21 protein-coding genes are annotated in these 18,747 nt (G+C 64.9%); 7 read left to right on the forward strand and 14 right to left on the reverse strand.

Features of this window, described 5'->3' with window-relative positions:
- Positions 1–28 precede the first annotated feature (28 nt).
- The 3 genes from RBT42_RS13685 to mnmG form a co-directional block, all read right to left on the reverse strand.
- The gene (locus tag RBT42_RS13685) at positions 29–1,045 is read right to left on the reverse strand and encodes a hypothetical protein (protein ID WP_320366054.1); all 1,017 of its coding nucleotides are present in this window, start codon (positions 1,043–1,045) and stop codon (positions 29–31) included.
- On the reverse strand, positions 1,042–1,713 hold the full coding sequence (rsmG, locus tag RBT42_RS13690) for a 16S rRNA (guanine(527)-N(7))-methyltransferase RsmG (RefSeq protein ID WP_413785904.1): 672 nt from the start codon (positions 1,711–1,713) through the stop codon (positions 1,042–1,044). The genes RBT42_RS13685 and rsmG overlap by 4 nt, the downstream gene beginning before the upstream one ends.
- 337 nt (positions 1,714–2,050) lie before the next feature.
- Positions 2,051–4,132 carry a tRNA uridine-5-carboxymethylaminomethyl(34) synthesis enzyme MnmG gene (mnmG, locus tag RBT42_RS13695; RefSeq protein WP_320366056.1) on the reverse strand — a complete coding sequence of 694 codons (2,082 nt, stop codon included), beginning with the start codon at positions 4,130–4,132 and terminating at the stop codon, positions 2,051–2,053.
- 238 nt (positions 4,133–4,370) lie between these two features.
- Between mnmG and RBT42_RS13700 the strand changes: the two genes are divergently transcribed.
- Positions 4,371–4,622 carry a YkgJ family cysteine cluster protein gene (locus tag RBT42_RS13700; RefSeq protein ID WP_320366058.1) on the forward strand — a complete coding sequence of 84 codons (252 nt, stop codon included), beginning with the start codon at positions 4,371–4,373 and terminating at the stop codon, positions 4,620–4,622.
- Here the strand turns inward: RBT42_RS13700 and RBT42_RS13705 are convergent.
- Together RBT42_RS13705 and RBT42_RS13710 are read right to left on the reverse strand one after the other, a co-directional pair.
- Complete coding sequence (locus RBT42_RS13705; protein WP_320366060.1) at positions 4,594–5,613, reverse strand: sterol desaturase family protein; 1,020 nt, start codon at positions 5,611–5,613, stop codon at positions 4,594–4,596. The two genes, RBT42_RS13700 and RBT42_RS13705, sit on opposite strands and share 29 nt — an antisense overlap.
- A gap of 120 nt (positions 5,614–5,733) precedes the next feature.
- On the reverse strand, positions 5,734–6,141 hold the full coding sequence (locus tag RBT42_RS13710) for a YchJ family protein (protein ID WP_320366062.1): 408 nt from the start codon (positions 6,139–6,141) through the stop codon (positions 5,734–5,736).
- Positions 6,142–6,159: 18 nt separating this feature from the next.
- On the opposite strand from RBT42_RS13710, the gene RBT42_RS13715 reads away from it, so the two are divergent.
- Positions 6,160–6,972 (forward strand): SDR family oxidoreductase, encoded by an 813-nt coding sequence (locus RBT42_RS13715; protein WP_320366064.1) that lies wholly within the window; start codon positions 6,160–6,162, stop codon positions 6,970–6,972.
- A gap of 19 nt (positions 6,973–6,991) precedes the next feature.
- Here RBT42_RS13715 and RBT42_RS13720 read toward each other — a convergent pair whose 3' ends face one another.
- Positions 6,992–7,963 (reverse strand): hypothetical protein, encoded by a 972-nt coding sequence (locus tag RBT42_RS13720; RefSeq protein ID WP_320366067.1) that lies wholly within the window; start codon positions 7,961–7,963, stop codon positions 6,992–6,994.
- A gap of 277 nt (positions 7,964–8,240) precedes the next feature.
- Between RBT42_RS13720 and RBT42_RS13725 the strand changes: the two genes are divergently transcribed.
- Together RBT42_RS13725 and RBT42_RS13730 are read left to right on the forward strand one after the other, a co-directional pair.
- Positions 8,241–8,699: an RNA-binding protein gene (locus tag RBT42_RS13725; RefSeq protein ID WP_320366069.1), complete on the forward strand. Its 459-nt coding sequence runs from the start codon at positions 8,241–8,243 to the stop codon at positions 8,697–8,699.
- Positions 8,700–8,911: 212 nt separating this feature from the next.
- Positions 8,912–9,409 carry a hypothetical protein gene (locus RBT42_RS13730; protein WP_320366071.1) on the forward strand — a complete coding sequence of 166 codons (498 nt, stop codon included), beginning with the start codon at positions 8,912–8,914 and terminating at the stop codon, positions 9,407–9,409.
- 60 nt (positions 9,410–9,469) lie between these two features.
- On the opposite strand, the gene RBT42_RS13735 is transcribed toward RBT42_RS13730, so the two are convergent.
- From RBT42_RS13735 to RBT42_RS13760, 6 genes are all read right to left on the reverse strand, one after another.
- Positions 9,470–10,270, reverse strand: a complete 801-nt coding sequence (locus RBT42_RS13735; protein ID WP_320366093.1) for an SDR family oxidoreductase — start codon at positions 10,268–10,270, stop codon at positions 9,470–9,472.
- A 5-nt stretch (positions 10,271–10,275) separates the two neighbouring features.
- Positions 10,276–10,881 carry an LPS export ABC transporter periplasmic protein LptC gene (lptC, locus tag RBT42_RS13740; RefSeq protein WP_320366073.1) on the reverse strand — a complete coding sequence of 202 codons (606 nt, stop codon included), beginning with the start codon at positions 10,879–10,881 and terminating at the stop codon, positions 10,276–10,278.
- Entirely contained in the window at positions 10,878–11,465 is a 588-nt protein-coding gene (locus RBT42_RS13745; protein ID WP_320366075.1) for a KdsC family phosphatase, read from the reverse strand. The genes lptC and RBT42_RS13745 overlap by 4 nt, the downstream gene beginning before the upstream one ends.
- Entirely contained in the window at positions 11,465–12,463 is a 999-nt protein-coding gene (locus tag RBT42_RS13750; protein WP_320366076.1) for a KpsF/GutQ family sugar-phosphate isomerase, read from the reverse strand. The genes RBT42_RS13745 and RBT42_RS13750 overlap by 1 nt, the downstream gene beginning before the upstream one ends.
- A gap of 103 nt (positions 12,464–12,566) precedes the next feature.
- Positions 12,567–13,034 (reverse strand): cyclic nucleotide-binding domain-containing protein, encoded by a 468-nt coding sequence (locus tag RBT42_RS13755; protein ID WP_320366077.1) that lies wholly within the window; start codon positions 13,032–13,034, stop codon positions 12,567–12,569.
- Positions 13,035–13,707: 673 nt separating this feature from the next.
- A complete protein-coding gene (locus RBT42_RS13760) occupies positions 13,708–14,550 on the reverse strand; it encodes a hypothetical protein (protein WP_320366079.1) in 843 nt (280 codons plus the stop codon).
- Positions 14,551–14,991: 441 nt separating this feature from the next.
- Here RBT42_RS13760 and RBT42_RS13765 point away from each other — a divergent pair, with 441 nt between their 5' ends.
- Entirely contained in the window at positions 14,992–15,171 is a 180-nt protein-coding gene (locus RBT42_RS13765; RefSeq protein ID WP_320366081.1) for a helix-turn-helix transcriptional regulator, read from the forward strand.
- 305 nt (positions 15,172–15,476) lie between these two features.
- Positions 15,477–16,133, forward strand: a complete 657-nt coding sequence (locus tag RBT42_RS13770) for an inovirus Gp2 family protein (RefSeq protein WP_320366083.1) — start codon at positions 15,477–15,479, stop codon at positions 16,131–16,133.
- Between the two features lie 46 nt (positions 16,134–16,179).
- On the opposite strand, the gene RBT42_RS13775 is transcribed toward RBT42_RS13770, so the two are convergent.
- A complete protein-coding gene (locus RBT42_RS13775; protein WP_320366085.1) occupies positions 16,180–17,484 on the reverse strand; it encodes a Y-family DNA polymerase in 1,305 nt (434 codons plus the stop codon).
- 11 nt (positions 17,485–17,495) lie between these two features.
- Entirely contained in the window at positions 17,496–17,936 is a 441-nt protein-coding gene (locus RBT42_RS13780; protein WP_320366087.1) for a translesion error-prone DNA polymerase V autoproteolytic subunit, read from the reverse strand.
- 33 nt (positions 17,937–17,969) lie between these two features.
- Between RBT42_RS13780 and RBT42_RS13785 the strand changes: the two genes are divergently transcribed.
- The gene (locus RBT42_RS13785; RefSeq protein WP_320366089.1) at positions 17,970–18,611 is read left to right on the forward strand and encodes an SOS response-associated peptidase; all 642 of its coding nucleotides are present in this window, start codon (positions 17,970–17,972) and stop codon (positions 18,609–18,611) included.
- Positions 18,612–18,747: the final 136 nt, after the last annotated feature.

Here is an 18,747-nt window from a genome sequence, read left to right on the forward strand (position 1 = left end):
CATTATCCCCGCAGCACAGCGGCCTCGCTCACCGGGACAGCGCGCGAGGCGATTTCTGCGGTGCAGGCTTCTTGGACTTCACGGCAGGGGAAGTCGTTGGGAGTGCCCGTCGGGAGGAGCCCTGGGTGGCGGCCTTGGCCGCATGCCGGGCTGTTTTCGGGGCCCCCTTGGCGGGCGCCTTGGCCGGCCTCTTGGCGCCTGTCTTGGCAGACACCTTGGGGGCCGCTTTGGGGTGCCCCTTGGAATGCCCTTTTGGGGCAGCCTTGAGGGTTGCTCTGGCGGTGGATGTCACAGGCGTGTGGCGGACTGCCTTCGCAGCAGCCCGCTCAGGCGAGGTGGCGCGCTTGGATGAGGGTGCCTGCTTGGCCACGATGGCCTTCGACGCGCGGACATGGCCCTGACGGGCGCCAGCCTTGACCGATGCGGACGAGCGCTGGGGCTGCGACGGCTGGCGGGGCGGCGGGGCCGCCCCCGCCAACCTCTTGGCCGGGGCCTTTGCATCGCCACGGGCCTTCTCAACCTTGTCGACCTTTTCGCTCTTCATGGCGCGGCTCGCTGGTGCGGCAGCGACTTGCTTCGCCTTGGCCCGTTGACCGGCCCCTGGCGGTGTTTCACGTGAAACATCGACCTCGCGCCCACCCCGAACCGTCAACCGTGCCTGGCCTTCCTTGGCGCGAAGCCCCGTCCCTGGCGCCTGGTCTGTGCGCGCAGCGCTGGCCGATGCGCTGCCAGGCCCCTTCTCCATTCGGCGGGCCGGTGCCGAGCCCGGCGTTTCTGGCTTGACCGCCTGACGCGAAGTCGGCGCTCCGGGTGCAGGAGCCTGAGTCGTGTCACGCACTTCGCGGCGAGGCTGCGCCTTCACGCCGGATGGCGTGGCGGGCGCGATGGGCACCTCGTACAGCAACTCGCCGCGGTCGCCCGGTGGCGGTGCCACCTCGCGAGCTTGGCTGATGTCGGCGGCGCCGACCGGCAGCGCCAGGGCGCACAGCGCGCCAGACACGCCCAACAGCACCGCTCTCACGTGGCGACGACATGCACGGCTCATTGCGGCCCCCGCGCGCCTTCCATCGGGCGCATCCAGACCAGGCAGCGCTCAGCGTCCAAGCTCGGCACCTGCAAAGGTTCCACGTGAAACACCTGGACATCCGCAGGCAACTCCGCACGCTCCTCGTCCGGCGTCTTGCCCTTCATCGCCATCCACACCGCCCCGTCGGCCAGCAACTGGCGGGTCAGTCTGACGAAGTCCACCAGCGAGGCAAAGGCCCGGGAGGTGATCAGATCGTAGCGTCCGGGCAATTGCTCGACGCGGGCGTGCTCCGCTTTCAGATTGGGCAGGCGCAACTCGGCCGCGACCTGGCGGATGAAAGCAGCCTTCTTGCCCACGGTGTCCACACAGGTCACCTGCACCTGCGGACAACAGATGGCCAGGACCACACCCGGCAGACCGCCGCCACTGCCCACGTCCAGCAGACGCGGGGCTTGCGCCCGGTCCAGCCACCCACCCTCGCGCAGATGGCGCATCAGCGGTTGCAGCACCACCAGGCAATCGCTCAGGTGGTGGCTGAGCATCTCCGGCGCATCACGCAGGGCTGTCAGGTTGAAGGTGCTGTTCCAGTGCGCCAACATGACCATGTAGCTGGCCAACTGGCGCTGCTGGGCCTCACTCAAGGCGCCAGCCACCTCGTCGGCCAACTGGGCCAGCACGGGCGGCAAGGCTTCCTGCCACTGTGCCGCGGTCCAGACCACGGTGGGGCGCTGCGGGGCCGGGCGCGCGGTTGGCACAGCCTTGCGGGCCGGCGCACTCACCTTGCCACCGCGCAGTTCGTAGCCGGTCAGCACGCTATGGTCCACGGCACCGTGGCGCCCGCCGCGGCTGCCCCCAGCGCCACCTGCCCCACCGGACTTGCCCCGCGGGCCTCGTTTGTTCATGCTCATCTCTGTGTCCTTGGTCGGCTACCGAGGCCTGCTGGCCAGCACCCGCCCGGTTCATGCATCCTGTCCACGCGACCCGGTGCTGTACACGCCGCCACCCCGTAGCCGTCGCCCCCCGTCAGGAGGCCGATGCCTCGCGCTCGCCTTGCCCTTCGGTCGTGGCAAAACCCTTGAAGCGCCCCTTTTTCAGGTGGATCAGCAACAGCGAAATGGCCGCCGGCGTGATCCCCGAAATGCGCGAAGCCTGTCCCAGCGTCTCCGGGCGATGCTTGTCCAGTTTCTGGCGCGCCTCAAAGCTCAGGGCCGACACCTGCATGTAGTTCAGGTCCGTCGGCAGCTTGAGGTTCTCGTAATACGCCGCCCGCTCGACCTCGTCATTTTGCTTGTCGATGTAGCCGGCGTACTTGATGCTGATTTCGACCTGCTCGATCACCGCATCGGCCAGGGCATCGCCCAGTTCGGCACGCAGGCTGGCACGGCTGACGGTTTCACGTGAAACCGCCTCACCGCCTTCGGTCGAGGCCGTCTTGCCCGCCTCGGCCCACAAAGTGGCTTGACGAGCCGCCGCAATCGCGCCCACCTCGTTGATCTGGTCGTAGTTGACGCCGGGGCGGCGCAGCAGGTCACCCAGGTTGTACTCGCGCTCCAGCGCCTTGCCCAGCAAACGCTCCGCATCCAACGCTGGCAAGGTCGCCGGGCGCACCCAAGTGGCTTTCAGGCGCTGTGTTTCACGTGAAACAGCGTCACGCTTGCGGTTGAAGGCCTCCCAGCGCACATCGTCCACCAGACCCAGCTCACGACCGATCTCGGTCAGGCGCATGTCGGCGTTGTCCTCGCGCAGCTGCAGGCGGAACTCGGCGCGGCTGGTGAACATGCGGTAGGGCTCGGTCACACCCTTGGTGATGAGGTCGTCCACCAGCACACCCAGGTAGGCCTGGTCACGACGCGGCGTCCAGGCTTCGCGGCCCTGGGCCTGCAGGGCGGCGTTCAGGCCCGCGAACAAACCTTGCGCAGCCGCCTCTTCATAGCCGGTGGTGCCGTTGATCTGGCCGGCAAAGAACAGGCCCTGGATGGCCTTGGTCTCGAAGGTCGACTTCAGTTCGCGCGGGTCGAAGTAGTCGTACTCGATCGCATAGCCGGGGCGCAGGATGTAGGCGTTCTCCAGACCCGGCATGGTGCGCAGGGCATTGAGCTGGATGTCGAACGGCAGCGAGGTGCTGATGCCGTTGGGGTAGAACTCGTTGGTCGTCAGGCCCTCGGGCTCCAGGAAGATCTGGTGCGAGTCCTTATCGGCAAAACGGTTGATCTTGTCCTCGATGGACGGACAGTAGCGCGGCCCCACCCCCTCGATCACGCCGGTGAACATCGGGCTGCGGTCAAAGCCTGAGCGGATGATGTCGTGGGTGCGCGTGTTGGTGTGCGTGATCCAGCAAGGCAATTGTCTGGGGTGCTGGGCGGGCGAACCCAGGAAGCTGAACACCGGCACCTCCGGGCCGCTGGGCGCCGAGGCACCCCACTGCCCCACCAGCGGCACGCCGTCGCCAGGCTGCTCGGTCAGCTTGCTGAAGTCGATGCTGCGGCCGTCGATGCGCGGCGGGGTGCCGGTTTTCAGGCGCCCCTGCGGCAGCTTCAGCTCCTTCAACCGGGCCGACAGGGACACCGCAGGCGGGTCCCCTGCGCGCCCGGCGCTGTAGTTGTTCAACCCCACGTGGATCTTGCCGTCGAGGAAGGTCCCCGCCGTCAGCACCACGGTGCGCGCACGGAAGCGGATGCCCACCTGGGTCACAGCGCCCACGACGCGGTCGCCCTCCACCATCAGGTCGTCCACCGCCTGCTGGAACAGCCACAGATTGGGCTGGTTTTCCAGGCGCTGGCGGATGGCGGCCTTGTAGAGAATCCGGTCGGCCTGCGCGCGGGTGGCACGCACGGCCGGCCCCTTGCTGGCATTGAGGATGCGGAACTGGATGCCGCTCTCGTCGGTGGCGGTGCCCATGGCGCCGCCCAGCGCATCCACCTCCTTGACCAGATGGCCCTTGCCGATCCCGCCGATCGACGGGTTGCAGCTCATCTGCCCCAGCGTCTCGATGTTGTGAGTCAGCAGCAAGGTGGCACAGCCCATGCGGGCAGCCGCCAGCGCGGCCTCGGTACCGGCGTGGCCGCCGCCGACCACGATGACATCAAATTCTTGGGGATAAAGCATGGGCTGCGCCTCGGGAAATCTGCCTCATTTTTGGGCAACCTTCCATTGTACCGAGACACCCTGCGCTTGCGGGCATTCCAGCCACATGCCGCCCCAAAGTCCCCGGATTTGTGGCCGTGCGGCCGCGTGGCATCGCTCGCCCGTGGTCGGTGTTCCACGTGAAACATGCCGTACCGCGACCCCGCGCATCTTGTGACACCGAAAGTCAGCCGCCCGCGCCCCCTGCGACAATCACGGCATGAACTGCCGTCCTGGCTGCGCCGCCTGCTGCATCGCGCCCTCCATCAGCTCTCCCCTGCCCGGACTGCCCCACGGCAAGCCCGCAGGCATGGCGTGTCCGCATCTGGATGCCGAACTGCGCTGCGGCCTCTTCGGTCAGCCCGAGCGCCCCGCCGTCTGCGGCTCGCTGCAGCCCTCGGCCGAGATGTGCGGCGACACCCGCGAGCAGGCCCTGCGCTGGCTCACCGACTTGGAAACGGCGACCCGCTGAACACCGTCTCGGGCCCGTTGTCTTCCTCGGGCGGCAGGCGACCATCCAGCAACCATTCCGGCGGCACCCCGGCGGGCTGCCCCGTCAAGGCCGTCATGTGCGCGCGCAGGGCTTCGGTCGTCAGACCCTGGCCATTCGGCGCCCAACCGGGTGGTCCAAACAGATACCCCACCAGATCACGCGGACCGCGCACCTTGGGCAGGTCTTTCACGATCGCCCACCACTCGGCCAGACAGATCTTCAAGGCGCTGTTCGAGCGCTGCGGCTTGACCAGGCCATAGCGGATCGGCACACCATCCTGCTCCGGCACATAGGTGCCAAACAGCCGATCGAACAGCATGATGGTGCCGCCATAGTTGCAGTCCAGGTACTCGACGTTGGCCGCATGGTGGACCCGGTGGGCCGAAGGCGTGTTGAACACCCCCTCCATCCAGCCCAGCTTGCCGATCAGGTCGGTGTGGATCCAGAACTGATAGACCAGGTTGACGATGTAGGACAGCAGCACCGCGTCCGGCGAAAAACCCAGCAGGCACTGCGGCGCAAAGAACACGAAGCCGCCCGACACCTTGCCGGTGAGCGACTGACGGAAGGCCGCCGCCAGGTTGTACTGGTTGCCCGTATGATGCACCTGGTGCGAGGCCCAGTACCAGCGGACGCGGTGACCGGTGCGGTGCAGCCAGTAGTAGAAAAACTCGGTGCAGAAGAACATCGCCACCCAGCCCCAGGCGGTGTCCATCGGCACCGTCCACAGGCGCTGCTCGTACATCCACGCGCCAAACGGCAAGGCCACCCCCAGCACCGCGCCCATCGGGATGGACTCCACCACCGCACGCCACAGATTGATGCGCACCGTGGTCCAGAACGCGGCCCAGTCGTAGGGCTCGCCCCCGCGTCGGCGGCTGATCAGCACCCCTTCCACGGTGATGATGCCCAGCGCGGCCAGGCCCACGGCGACCATCGCCATCTGGATCAGGGTGAGTTGTTCGAACATGGGGCGGGGCCTCGCGCGCGTGTGACAGGTCGCGCCACGATAAGCCGTGCCCCCGCCCCCGTCCCGAGGGGAAGCCCTGCCGGACCCCGTTCAACCCCAGGAATGAGGGGCTCCGTCAACTCAGTCCTGCGCGCGCACGTACAGCCAGCGCCCGTCTTCGCGCACAAAGGTGCTGACCTCGTGCAGACGGTGGGCCCGCCCGCCCAGCTTGCTGCGCGCCACGAACTCGACCACCCCATGGTCGGCATCGGTTTGCACGGCCCGGCGAACGTCCAGCCCCAGCCACTGCAGCCCAGCTTCCGGCGCCTCGATCTCCGCCGGGCGGGTGCTGGGGTGCCAGGTGGCCAGCAGATAGGGTCGAAGGTCTTTGACGAAGGCGCTGTAACGCGAGCGCATCAGCGACTCCGGGTCAGGCGCCTGCAGCGCCAGCGGGCCAGCGTGGTAGCGGCCGCAGCAATCGGCATACGCGGCCGGACGGCCACAGGGGCAGACATCGGCCAGGGAAGGAGGGGCAGAACGGGAACGCATGAGGGGCACAATCATGCCATGCACACCCCGCCCCGCTCCCCTGCTGGCGCCCCCTTCGCGGGCTCGCCCTTCGATCTGCGCGGCCGCGTCGCCCTGGTCACCGGCGCCGGACGCGGCCTGGGACTGGCCATGGCCCAGGCGCTGGCGCAGGCCGGCGCCACCGTCTGGCTCAACGGCCGCGACCCGGCCGCCTTGACCGCCGCCGCCCAGTCCCTGAACAGCCCCCGCGTGTACGCCCTGCCCTTCGACATCCAGGACGACGACGCCCGCGCCACCGCCCTTCAGCACCTGCACGCCCAGTCCGGCCGCCTCGACATCCTGGTCAACAACGTCGGCCAGCGCGACCGCCGCGCCCTCAACGAGTTTGCCCTCGACGACATCCGCCGCCTGCTCGACATCAACCTGGTCGCCCCGCTGGCCCTGTCACGTGAGGCCGCCCAGCTCATGGCCGACTGCGGTGCCTGCACCCAAGGCAGCGCGCGCATCGTCAACATCACCTCGATCGCCGGGCCCATCTCGCGCGCCGGCGACGTCGCCTACACCGTCGCCAAAGGCGGGCTGGATGCGGCGACCCGCGCCCTGGCGGCCGAGCTGGGCCCGCGCGGCATCAACGTCAACGCCGTGGCGCCGGGCTACTTCGCCACCGAAGCCAACGCCGACATGGTGGCCGATGCCGGCGTGGCCGACTGGCTGTCACGGCGCACCTCGCTGGGCCGCTGGGGGCAACCTGCCGAGGTCGCCGGCGCCGTGGTCTTTCTGGCGAGCCCCGCCGCCAGCTACATCACCGGCCAGACCCTGGCGGTGGACGGCGGCTACCTGTCACATTTTTGAGGCTGTTCCTGCAGGCCCTTCAGGCCGGCTCATCCAGCCCCGCCTGCAGCGCCAAGTAGATCTCGCACACGCCGCGCAGGTAGACCAGGGTGGGCAACACCAGCGCGATGGCAAACACCACGCCCCCGCCCACCGTGGCCGCCGAGATGTAGCTCAAGGCCTCGGCCGGCACCTGCACCGCACTGCCCACCTGCACGGTGCGGCCAAACAGCCCCGCCATGAAGGCCTCGGGCGGGATGTCCACGCCCAGGATCCACACCGACACCTCGGCCATGATGCGACCGGCCAGCAGCACGACCAGGCTGATCGCCCCGCCCACCACGGCCGTCACCACACTCAAGGCGCCGGCCAGCACGGTTGCCTGCAGCAGACGCACCCGGATCAGGCGCCACACCTGGCGCACCGCCTGCCACGACGAGGCCCCGGCCCACACCGTCGGCCCGGTCAGCGGCGCCACCACGGCCGCCCCAGCCGTGAAGCCCAGCCCGATGACCATGACCGTCAGCGGCACCACCACCACGAACAGCCACGGCCCGACACCCGGCAGGCTGCACAGCCAGTACAGCCCCAGCAGCAGCGCCACCACCCCGGCGCCCGCGGCCCCCATGAGCAGCAAGGCCAGCAAGGTGCGGTGACCGATGCCCAGCGCGTCCTCCAGCGCGTCACCCACTTCTCGGGGCGAGCGCCCCATCGCCCGGTCCATCAGCAGCAGCCCTGCCGCCTGCGCCCCATAGAACGCCACGAACAGCGCCGCCGCCCCCTGGCCAATGGCCCAGTTCAGCTCGCTGCGCCCCAGTGAAGCGCGCGCCGAAGCCAGCGCCAGCCCCGCGCCCACAAAAGCCGCCAGCAGCACATACAAGGCCCGACCATCGCGCACGGCCTCCACGCTGGCCAGCACCCGTCCCAAACTGCCCCACCAGTCAAACCCGCGTCGCTGCATCACAGCCGGCACCTGTGCAATGGCATTCACATCCTTGAGGAAATCCGACATGCTTGACCCGGGTAAAAGAGGACAAAAACACGGGCGTCATGCCCAAATATCTGGCGATGATAGGGGCTCACCCTAGGGCTTCACTGAGGGGCAGGCGCAACATTTTCGATCGCCGGTTGACACGGGCTGAAAAAAGAGGGTTGCAAACTCTAGAACTGTGTGACTGATTCACCCATAATGGTTTCGTCTGTGTCTGGTAGCGGCACCGTCGTTGGAATAGGTCCGGATGGGTTGAAGCTCCACATGGTTACTTTGATACTTTGAAAGGGGCTCTCTCGTGGGCAACAAACTTTACGTGGGCAATCTGGCCTATTCCGTGCGCGATCAAGATCTGCAAGACGCATTTGCCGAATTCGGTGCCGTCGCATCGGCCAAGGTCATGATGGACCGTGAAACCGGCCGCTCCAAGGGTTTTGGTTTCGTTGAAATGAGCAGCGACGCCGAAGCGCAAGCTGCCATCAACGGCCTGAACGGCCAGCCCGTGGCCGGTCGTGCCATCGTCGTGAACGAAGCCCGTCCTCGTGAAGAGCGTCCGGCTGGTTTCCGCAGCCCCTACGGTGGCAGCGGCGGTGGCCGTGAAGGCGGTGGCGGCGGTTACGGCGGTGGCCGTTCCGGTGGCGGCGGCTACGGCGGTGGCCGTGAAGGCGGCGGCGGTGGCTACGGCGGTGGCCGCTCCGGTGGCGGCGGCTACGGCGGTGGCCGTGGCAATGGCGGCGGCTACGGCGGCGGCTACTGATTTGTATGCCCGGTTGTGTGACCCGTCGCGCTGACGGTTGACACACAAACGGATACATCTCGCAAAAAGGCGATACCTCACGGTGTCGCCTTTTTTCATGGGCCGCACGTTATTAGAAACACCCGCCCTGGGTGTGACCGCGGCATGCCGCTGGCCCGCCCCCAGGATCCCGCCGACGCCCACGGGCACCGGCCTTTTTGCAGGACCCCTTCATGTCACACGCACACCGCTCCCTGATGGCCCGCCTCGCGGCCGCCGCCGCCCTGGCGTCCACCCTCGTGATCAGCGCCCCCGCCCAGGCTGCCGACGTCGGCGTGAGCATCAGCGTCAACCAGCCTGGCTTTTACGGCCGGGTCGACATCGGCGACCAGCGCCCCATGCTGATCTACCCGCAGCCGGTCATCATCCATCCAGGCCCGTACAGCACGCGCCAGCGCCCCATCTACATGCGCGTGCCACCGGGCCACTACAAGCAGTGGACCCGTTACTGTGGTCAGTACAACGCCTGCAACCAGCCGGTGTACTTCGTCAACGGCGGCCGGCCCCACCCCAACGCCTATGCCCCGACCCCGCGGCGTGACGATCACCGCATGGACCGCCGCGGCGACCGTTGGGACGAGCGCCGAGACCACCGACACGATGACCGCGGTCACCCTGGCAAGGGCAAAGACAAGGACCGCGGCCATGGTCACGGTCACGGTCACCGTTGAAGCCTGAGCACGGATCCCGCCTGAGTGGCGGTCACGTCAGCATGGCGCCGCCGATGGGGCTCACACCCCGTCGCGGCGCCTTTTTTTGCGATGGCGCTGCGAGCCCACCAGGGCGTCGAACCAGCCGCGCGGCAGCCAGCGCAGGATGGTCGCCACCACCCCCATCTGCCAGGGGATGACACGCCAGCGCTCCCCGGCGGAGATGGCGCGGAACGCCCGTTCGGCAAAGGCCTCGGGCGTCATCAAAAAAGGCATGGGGTAGTCGTTCTCGCGCGTCAGCGGCGTGTCGATGTAACCCGGCGCCAGCGTCACCACGCGCACCCCATGGGGGCGCAACTCACCCCGCAGGGTTTCGCACAGCTGCACCACCGCCCCCTTGGCCGCGCAGTAGCCGGCATGGCCGGGCAAGCCCCGCACCGACGCCACACTGGCGATGCCCACCAGCGTGCCGCGCCGGCGTTGGCGCATGCCGTCGATGAAAGGCTGGAAGGTGGCCGCCAGACCGATCACATTGGTGTCGAGCAGGTCGCGCAGCACCGGCAGGTCTTCGGCCAGGCTGAGGTCCACGCCCACGCTGATGCCGGCGTTGGCGATCACCACCTCGGGCAGTCCCTGGGCCTGCAGACAGGCACGGGCCGCTTCGGCCACCTCGGCCTCGTGGCGCACATCGGCCTCGTAGACGGCCCAATGGCTCTGCGGCCAGCCTTGTGCCGTGGCCCACTCGCGCATCAGGGCCCCTCGCCGTGCCACCAAGGCCAGTCGCCAGCCCGCCTGCGCATAACGCAGCGCCAAAGCCTGCCCGATGCCACTGGACGCCCCGGTGATGAAGACCAGCGGGGCCGTCCCCTGCGTGGGGGTCAGCGCCCTCACCGGCTGGGCACCTGGTACTGGCCTGTCACCCGGCCCCCCAACAGGGTCACGCCGGTACGCTCATCGTGGCGCATCGACTGGCCGCGCACCACATTGCCGTCCTGGCTCAGGGTCACCGGCTGCTTTGAGCTGACGATGCGCTCGCGCGTGTCCACGCTCACGGTGTCGCCCTCAAAGCGCACCGGGCCGCCTGGCTGGCCGGCCGCCGGCGTGGCCACGACCTGGGCGCCGCCCCGGAGCGTCACCACCGCGGCGCTCTGGTCGGCCTCGCCCTCGGGCGCTGTGGCCCGCAGACCCTGGCCTTGCTCGTCACGCCCCAACAGCAAGACCTCGTCGATCAGCAAGCGGTCGGGCACGGGATAGTGGCGCATCACCTGGCCATCGACCACGGCCTCCAGGCGCCCGCTGGCGTCAAAGCGGGCAACGCGGGCCGCGTGCAACTCATAGTCGGGCGCCGAGGACACCTGGGCCGCCGGTCGCGTCCCCTCGTCCTGTGGCGAGGACTGCACCAGCCACCACGTGAAGCCGGCCAGACCGGCGGCAGCGAGCACCGGCAGGCTGGCCTGCGCGCGCTCCAGCACCAGCCACCAGCGCGGGCTCACGGACGCGCTCCTGGCGCGGTGGTGTCCAGCGTTTCCAGGTGGCCCTGCAACAGGTCGGCATAACGGCCGGTGGCCCACAGCAGCAGGTCACAGCATTCGCGAGCCGCCCCCTCGCCACCGCGCAAGGCGCTGACGTGGTGGGCAATGGCCTTGACCTCCGTGTGCGCGTTGGCCGGCGCCACCGCCAGGCCGGCACGCACCAGCAGCGGCAGGTCGGGCCAGTCGTCACCCATCACGGCCACCTCGGCCCAGCTCAGGCCCAGTTGTGCCAGCAGCGGCTCGGCCGCCGCCAGCTTGTCGTGCGCGCCAAACACGGCATGCACGATCCCCAGGTCCTTCAGGCGGCGGCGCACCGCGGGCGAATCCCGCCCGGTGATGACGATGGGCGTGATGCCGCCTTGGGCCAGCAACTTCAGCCCATGACCGTCCAGGGCATGGAAGGCCTTGAGCGTTTCACCCGCCTCCGAGATGTAGAGCGTGCCATCGGTCAGCACGCCGTCCACGTCGAAGATGGCCGCACGGATGGGGCTGGCCTGCTGTCGCAGACAGGCCGGGAAACTCAGGGTGGGCACCAGGGCTTGCATCAGATCACCTTCGCGCGCATCAGGTCATTGGTGCTGACGGCGCCCACCAGCACGCCAGCGGCATCGACCACCAGCAAGGTGTTGATGCGACGGGCCTCCATCAGGGCCACCGCCTCGGCGGCCAGCACCTCCTGACGGATGGTCAGCGGCGAGGGGGTCATCAGCTCGCGGGCCGTGGCGCTGCGCAGCTCCACCCCAGCTTCGATCTTGCGGCGCAGGTCGCCGTCGGTGAACACACCCAGCACCGCGCCATCGGCCGCCACCACGGCGGTCGCGCCCAGGCCCTTGGCGCTCATCTCGCGCATCACGTCGCCAAACGGGGCCTCGGGGGCCACGCGGGGCACGGCCTCACCGCTGCGCATCACGTCGGTCAGGTGGGTCAGCAGCTTGCGGCCCAGTGCGCCGCCCGGGTGCGAACGGGCAAAGTCTTCGGCCTTGAAGCCGCGGGCGTCGAGCAGCACCACCGCCAGCGCATCGCCCAGCGCCATCTGTACCGTGGTGCTGGCCGTTGGAGCGAGGTTGAGCGGGCAGGCTTCCTGCGCCACCGCGCTGTCGAGCACGATGTCGGCATGGCGGGCCAGCGAGGACGTGGGCTTGCCGGTCATCGCCAACAGGGTCACGCCCTGGCGCTTGAGCACGGGCAGCAGGCCGGTGAGCTCTTCGCTCTCGCCGGAATTGGAAATCGCCAGCACCACATCGCCGGGCTGCACCATGCCCAGGTCACCGTGGTGGGCCTCGGCCGGGTGCACGAACATGGCAGGTGTGCCGGTGGAGGCGAGCGTGGCCGTGATCTTGCGGCCCACATGGCCGCTCTTGCCCATGCCCATCACCACGACACGGCCCTGGCAGGCCAGCATGGCCTGCACGGCACGGGCAAAGGCGCCGCCCGAGTCCCCCTGCAGACGTTCGGCCATGCCGTGGATCGCACGCGCTTCGATGTCGAGGGCCTGGCGGGCCAGCGCCACGATGGCGTCTTGAGAAAGGGAGGTGGCAGACATGGCAATCGGGAAAGTTGCAAACCGCGGCCCAGGCCGCACCCGAGATTCTAGGGACAAGCGGACCGTGCCGCCGCCTCCGGGCCGTCTTTCACCGCTGGCGCACTCAGGCCGAGGGAATCTGCTTGTGCAGGTTGGCGCGCATGCGCAGGGCCATGATGCTGCCGGCCGCGCGGAGCAACTCGATGGCAATGGTCGGCACGCGGGCGGCCATTTCCTCGAAACGCGGCAGGCGCAAGGCATAGACCACGCACGGGGTCATGGCCTCGACGTTGGCGCTGCGCGTGCCTTCGCCGAACAGACCCGGTTCGCCACAGATGGCGCCCGGACGCAGGATGGCGATGCGCGAGGCACCCGGTGCCGCGCCGGTGACGAAGACCTGCAGCGAACCCTGGCCCAGGAAATACACGGTGCGGTCCTGATCGCCCTGCTTGATCAGCAGGTCGCCCGAACGCAATTCATGACGCGTCAGATACTGGCAGAAGGTGCGCCACTGCTGAGGGTCCAGACGCGGACGAAAGGCATCTTCCGTATTGAGCGTTTGAATCGCTTGAATCAGTTCCGTGGAATCCATCTTCGCCTCTGCGTTCTTATCTGCGGCATATCCGCTTCATTCTTCACATCTTGGAATTTAAACGATCAGACACAAATGGTGTGCACAATTTCGCCCCGGCTTCCGCTTTTGACAGAGGGAGCGCTCAGGGGATTCCCTCAAAAGGGTGGGCATCAGGTCACTTCGATACAAAAGCTTGAAACGCCCATCCCAACGTAGAGCACAGACCGTCTTTCAGCTTCAGCGTGTACCAAAGCGTGTACCTAAAGCCGCGCACTCCATCTAGTGTCTATACAGCGCTGTCTTTGGTGACACTGTAACGCGGGTGTCGACAACACGAGACAAGCAGGTTCCCACCGCCCCCTCACCTCCTCTAACTAAGCGCAGATCCGGATCTGAACGACCACTGCCGCCTGCGAGCGATCATAAACAACGTGTAGGCGGCATTGGCATCGCCGGAGCACCTCTCAAGACATTCGACCAGCGACCAACGAGGCCCAAGGCGCCGCTTCGGCACTCAGCGGTTGGCGTATCTGAACGCGTTGATGCCCCCCCGTTGAAGCGAATGCGCACTTCGACACGAAAGCGAGCTGCGCCGACCATGCGCAAGCCCCCTCCTCAAAGGCAAGAGCTCAACTCAGCTGGCAACACACCCAAGGTCATCAGCAACGTGTTGACGCACTGAGCAGTCGCGTTACCCACCGCCGCCAAGCAAATCAACTCGCCCCCCCTTCATGGAAGCCTCCTTGACGAGGTATTCAATGGTCTTGGGTCTGGACATCTTGTAAGTTGTGGCCAACTCATTCAGCAGCCTGTTGGCTTCATCAGAAAGGATGAAGTTGTACTGCTTCTTACCTTCTAGGTTTTGCCTGTAAAGGCGTTGGCTCCACGCTTGCTTGACTGTTCTAACAATTTCGCGCTTCTCGGCGATATGCATATTTAGAGAGTCAAACAGACGCAATATGTCCTGATGCGCCATGAACAAATCACGCCCATAGAGAAGCTGAGGCCGCTTCTGATTTAACCAACTCCAGAAAAATTCGCGCTTGGCAGCAGCGTCCACCCCCTTGAACCAATCAAAGATTCGATAGGTTTGCGCATGATTATTCCATGCCGTTCTCGCATCTCTGATCACCCAACTCATGACGCTCAGATCGGCATCTGCACAGTCAATGAGCGCAGCAATGTGCCTCTGCCCGCCCAGCGAATGATGAATGACTGGAATTGGATTTGGCAATCTATACAGCAAAAATGACTTCAGGAAATCAACCTGCAACTCATCATCCTTAATCCAAGCGAGATCGGATTTTGGCAAAAACCCCTTTTTATAGCGATCAAGGGCTAGTTGGTAAAGATCGGCACGGGCGTGAACATAGCCTCCCATCCCCTTCTTGTCGTCTGGCCCCTGCACGCCTCCGGCAAAGTAGATGTCCTGACCTCGAAGGAAATGCCAAAGCCAAATCTGGACCCGCTCGCCTGGAAAGTTGGCTCTCAAGAAGTCCTCACCCGGGTCCTTCGCCACCCCGATCAAAGCCATACCCGAGCACCTTTCTAGAAGTTTATAGATCGATTCTATATCCATCTTGGCTCAATTTAAGCAATATTCTTGAGCGCTTCTAGCTCATCTCTATCACATCACTTTTCACGCATCTCCTAGCTGAACCATTGTTGCTTGCAGGGGAGATAGGCAGCCTCGTTGGATGCACTTACCGAATGCGATGCTCAGTGCCCCAGAAGCTCGCTCCTGCTGTCGCATGATCAGCGGGGGCAGTGATGACAGGCGATCTCACTGGCGCCATGTTGGAGCCACGATCGTGATGCAAACGTCGGTGGAAGTCAGCGCAATGAGAGCAGGCAGGAACGTCAAGTAGTCCCGCCCGTACGCCAATCTCGTATTGGCTTCGCGGCGAACAGGGGTACAGGTGATTATTTACGCCGGGACCTCATGCTTTGACACAACCACCCAAGCAGGTGCAGCATGAAGATCCTGAGAATTGAGCCCACGATGGCGATGACCGGGCTGCCTCGCTCAACCATTTACCACTACATGAAGATCGGTTCCTTCCCGAAGTCCATCAAGTTGGGAGCGAGGTCAGTAGGCTGGCTTGAAGAAGATATCGTTGCGTGGATTCGCGCACGACAAGCCGTACAGGGCTGATGCCCCATCATCTCCACATCACATATTTCACCAGAGTAACCAATGAGCAATAAACGACCCATTTCAGGTCAACGCTCGCGATTTAGGCTCTTATAACCTACCACGCCATCCTGGTATTAGTAGTATTAAATAAGTAAGTACATGCATACGGCATCATCAAGATGCCGATTGAGCATAAGTTCTTGGCATGACTGTGAAGTCGTGCATTACACCCAAGCCTTACGCAGGACCGATATCAGATCCTCAAGATCCCATCGCCACTCACCGCTGGTGATGTAAGCCTGCGAGCATCATTCGAGCTAATCATGCAGATCAACCCATTCAACACCAATCAGCATCTGTATTTCGAGCACACCTATCGAGGCCTGCCCGTCATGCAGCATCGAGGGCCTTTGGTCGAGCCGTACCTTGGCAATCTCCACCGTGTGGTTTACCAAGCCCTTCAAGCTCACCGTCGAATCTGCGCAATTCGCTTTGATCTCCGCTTCCCTGTGGAGATGTTCTCTGCGAGTGACGCAACGACCAACCTGGTCATGTCGCGCTTCATTGAGTCACTGAAGGCCAAGGTGCGACACAACCGAGCCTGCGCCAAAGAGCGCGACCCGTCATCGCCCGACACTGATCTGCGCTACGTGTGGGCGCGGGAGGCCAGTCAAGATGGCAGGGTGCACTATCACGTCGCAATCTTGCTCAATCGCGACGCCTTCTTTACCCTCGGACACTTCACATCTGACAAGCCCAACATGGCGAAGCGGATTGTCGAAGCCTGGGCCAGTGCCCTCGGCCTGCCCGCCGAATGCAGCGGTGGACTCGTTCACTTTCCGCAGAATGCCGTGTATCGCTTTGACGCGAATTCTCAGGACGACCTGGCAGCCTTCTTCTATCGGGTCAGCTACCTCTGCAAGGCAGACACCAAGCACTTTGGACACGGGCACCATGGCTTTGGTGCCAGTCGTCATTGATGGTGGCCAAGCAGAGCGATTCAACCGATTTCGGCTCTGGGCCGCCTCAAGCTCTGGCTACTGGTGTCTCGCTCCATTGAGTGGTGTAGCAAGGTGTCCGTCGTACTTGGCGCATCCCCCAGGTGTCGACGCCTTGTGTCAGGCCTGAGCTGCCCAGCAAAATCGTTCGCTTGCCAAACCTGTCGTTGACGCGATCCATCGCGTGCATCAACTGGGAGCGGTCTCGGTGTTCGGTCGTCGGCTCGCCCCAATCCAGCGCCCCTTGCACGAAGGTGTCTGGCACGAGGTCCAGCAGCATGACCCCGGCCTTGGCCAGCTGGAATCCAGGGGCATAGATGCTGCGCAAGCCCATCACTGCCGCGTTGGCCAACTCAGTGATGTCGGCACTGGGGCGCACCAGCGGCACGACCACGCTCTTGGAGAACCGTGGCCCATCCCTGAACGGTGAAGTCCTTGCAAACACCAGAACCTGCCCTGCCAGGTGGCGTTGCTTGCGCAGCTTCTCAGCGGCTCGTGACGTGAACTCACTTATAGCCTCCCGCAGCTCGGTCAGCCCTGTGACGGGTTGGCCGAAGCTGCGAGTGCAGGCGATTTGCTTCTTGGGGCTGGGTACGTCGGACAGTTCAATGCAAGCCTCGCCTCTCAGCTCACGCCAGGTGCGTTCCAGCACCACGCCCCAAGTGCCTCTCACTACCGAGCTGGGAAGATCTACGAAATCCTGCACGGACGTGACCCCACGCGATTTGAGTTGTGTGTTGATCTGGCGGCCGATTCCCCACACCTCGCTGACGTCGGTGGAGGCCATGAGCTCCCGCAGTTGATCTGCTCCGAGTCGGGACAGGTCGCACACTGTGGCGAGTTCATCCGGGTAGGTGCCCGGCTTACGCTCAGCCGTCTTGGCGATGTGGTTGGCCAGCTTTGCGAGGGTCTTCGTTGTGGCGATGCCGATGCCGCAGGGAATGCCGATCCACTGGTTGATGCGGGCGCGGATATTCCAGGCTCGCTCGACCAAGTCACCCCGGACGCCATGCAAGCCGATGAAGCTCTCGTCGATGCTGTAGATCTCCTGGGTGGGACCCAGCCCTGCAGCCAGGCTCATCATCCGGTCGCTCATGTCGCCGTAGAGCGTGAAGTTGGCCGACAAGGCGACCAGGCTGGCCTGTTCCTCCAGGTGGCGGATCTTGAACCAGGGCTCACCCATCTTGATGCCCAGGGCCTTGGCTTCGTTGGAGCGGGCGATGGCGCATCCGTCGTTGTTCGACAGCACGATCACCGGCCTGTCATTCAGGCTGGGCCGAAACACCCGCTCGCAACTCACGTAGAAGTTGTTGCCGTCCACCAGTGCGTACATGGCGCGCCTTTTCAGGCTGGAAAGCGCTTGATGCTGGCAGTGACGACGCCCCACACCTCCAGCGTCTGGCCGTCTCTGGGGGTGATGTCCGGGTAGGTCGCATTGGCAGCCCTCAGCTTCACGCGCCCGGCACGTTGGTACAGGTACTTGACAGTGAACTCGCCGTCCACCACCGCCACGACCACTTGCCCGTGTCGTGGCTTGAGCGCCTTGTTGACCACCAGCATGTCGCCATCGAAGATGCCCGCTTCGCGCATGGATTCGCCGCTGACACGCAGCAGGAAGGTTGCCTGGGGGTGGGTGACTAACTCTTGCGTCAGGTCGATGCGCTTGACGGCAAAGTCCTCTGCTGGCGACGGGAAGCCCGCGCACACCTTGTCTCCAGCCAGGGGCAGCGTCAGTCCAGAGTCTGCAAGCGGAACGGGTTGGCTGAAATCACAAACACTGTGCATCCGTACAGTATAAGGTGGCCTACCATTTTGTCCATGTGCGCCCATTACGAAGCCGTGAACAAATCCGAGCGTCTGAAGCAGGCGTTCCAGGTGTCGATGCCCGAGGGGGCGAAGGCCGATGTTTGGCCTGGCTACACCGGGCTGTTCATCCGACGTCCGAAGGAAGCCATGCAAGACGAAGGTGTAGCGCCGTGGCGTGAGGCGATGGTCGGCTCGTTCGGCTTGATTCCGCACTGGTCCAAAGACACCACGATTGCCAAGCGCACCTACAACGCACGCAGTGAAACGGTGGCGACCAAGCCCAGCTACCGTGATGCCTGGCGCTTGGGGCGACGCTGCATCATTCCCGCAGAGGCTTTCTACGAGCCTGACTGGCGGTCAGGACGTGCAGTACCCACGCGGATTGCCCGAAGTGACGGTCAACCCATGGGGATTGCTGGCATTTGGACAGGCTGGCGGGCGCCTGATGGCACGATCATCCGAAGCATGAGCATGTTGACAGTCAATGCCGATGACCACCCGTTGATGCGTAACTTCCATAGACAGGAAGATGAGAAGCGGATGGTGGTGATCCTGGAAGAGACTGACTATGACAGTTGGCTGGATGAGCGCAACGCGGAGCCATGCACCCTGCTGAAGCAGTTTGATCCGGCAAGATTGACAGCTTCGGTTTGAGCGCAGCTTTCGGCCAAGATTCGTCATTGAACGGCTTGCTGCAGATGTCCGGTTTGCTGACTATCACCCCAGAATGAGAGTCAGAGCCCGGCTACAACAGTCACAGCTCTTAGGTCCACGTCGGGACTAATGCAGA

Source organism: Aquabacterium sp., assembly GCF_034003525.1.
Lineage (GTDB): Bacteria > Pseudomonadota > Gammaproteobacteria > Burkholderiales > Burkholderiaceae_C > Aquabacterium.

Excerpts from the sequence above, each read along its gene's own strand:
- RBT42_RS13745 (WP_320366075.1), bottom strand. The coding sequence starts at position 11,465 with ATGCAAGCCCTGGTGCCCACCCTGAGTTTCCCGGCCTGTCTGCGACAG.
- RBT42_RS13720 (WP_320366067.1), bottom strand. The coding sequence starts at position 7,963 with ATGTCGGATTTCCTCAAGGATGTGAATGCCATTGCACAGGTGCCGGCT.
- RBT42_RS13780 (WP_320366087.1), bottom strand. The coding sequence starts at position 17,936 with ATGCACAGTGTTTGTGATTTCAGCCAACCCGTTCCGCTTGCAGACTCT.
- RBT42_RS13760 (WP_320366079.1), bottom strand. The coding sequence starts at position 14,550 with ATGGCTTTGATCGGGGTGGCGAAGGACCCGGGTGAGGACTTCTTGAGA.
- RBT42_RS13785 (WP_320366089.1), top strand. The coding sequence starts at position 17,970 with ATGTGCGCCCATTACGAAGCCGTGAACAAATCCGAGCGTCTGAAGCAG.
- RBT42_RS13715 (WP_320366064.1), top strand. The coding sequence starts at position 6,160 with ATGCACACCCCGCCCCGCTCCCCTGCTGGCGCCCCCTTCGCGGGCTCG.
- RBT42_RS13730 (WP_320366071.1), top strand. The coding sequence starts at position 8,912 with ATGTCACACGCACACCGCTCCCTGATGGCCCGCCTCGCGGCCGCCGCC.
- RBT42_RS13765 (WP_320366081.1), top strand. The coding sequence starts at position 14,992 with ATGAAGATCCTGAGAATTGAGCCCACGATGGCGATGACCGGGCTGCCT.
- RBT42_RS13755 (WP_320366077.1), bottom strand. The coding sequence starts at position 13,034 with ATGGATTCCACGGAACTGATTCAAGCGATTCAAACGCTCAATACGGAA.
- RBT42_RS13775 (WP_320366085.1), bottom strand. The coding sequence starts at position 17,484 with ATGTACGCACTGGTGGACGGCAACAACTTCTACGTGAGTTGCGAGCGG.
- RBT42_RS13710 (WP_320366062.1), bottom strand. The coding sequence starts at position 6,141 with ATGCGTTCCCGTTCTGCCCCTCCTTCCCTGGCCGATGTCTGCCCCTGT.
- RBT42_RS13750 (WP_320366076.1), bottom strand. The coding sequence starts at position 12,463 with ATGTCTGCCACCTCCCTTTCTCAAGACGCCATCGTGGCGCTGGCCCGC.
- mnmG (WP_320366056.1), bottom strand. The coding sequence starts at position 4,132 with ATGCTTTATCCCCAAGAATTTGATGTCATCGTGGTCGGCGGCGGCCAC.
- RBT42_RS13685 (WP_320366054.1), bottom strand. The coding sequence starts at position 1,045 with ATGAGCCGTGCATGTCGTCGCCACGTGAGAGCGGTGCTGTTGGGCGTG.
- RBT42_RS13770 (WP_320366083.1), top strand. The coding sequence starts at position 15,477 with ATGCAGATCAACCCATTCAACACCAATCAGCATCTGTATTTCGAGCAC.
- RBT42_RS13705 (WP_320366060.1), bottom strand. The coding sequence starts at position 5,613 with ATGTTCGAACAACTCACCCTGATCCAGATGGCGATGGTCGCCGTGGGC.
- RBT42_RS13700 (WP_320366058.1), top strand. The coding sequence starts at position 4,371 with ATGAACTGCCGTCCTGGCTGCGCCGCCTGCTGCATCGCGCCCTCCATC.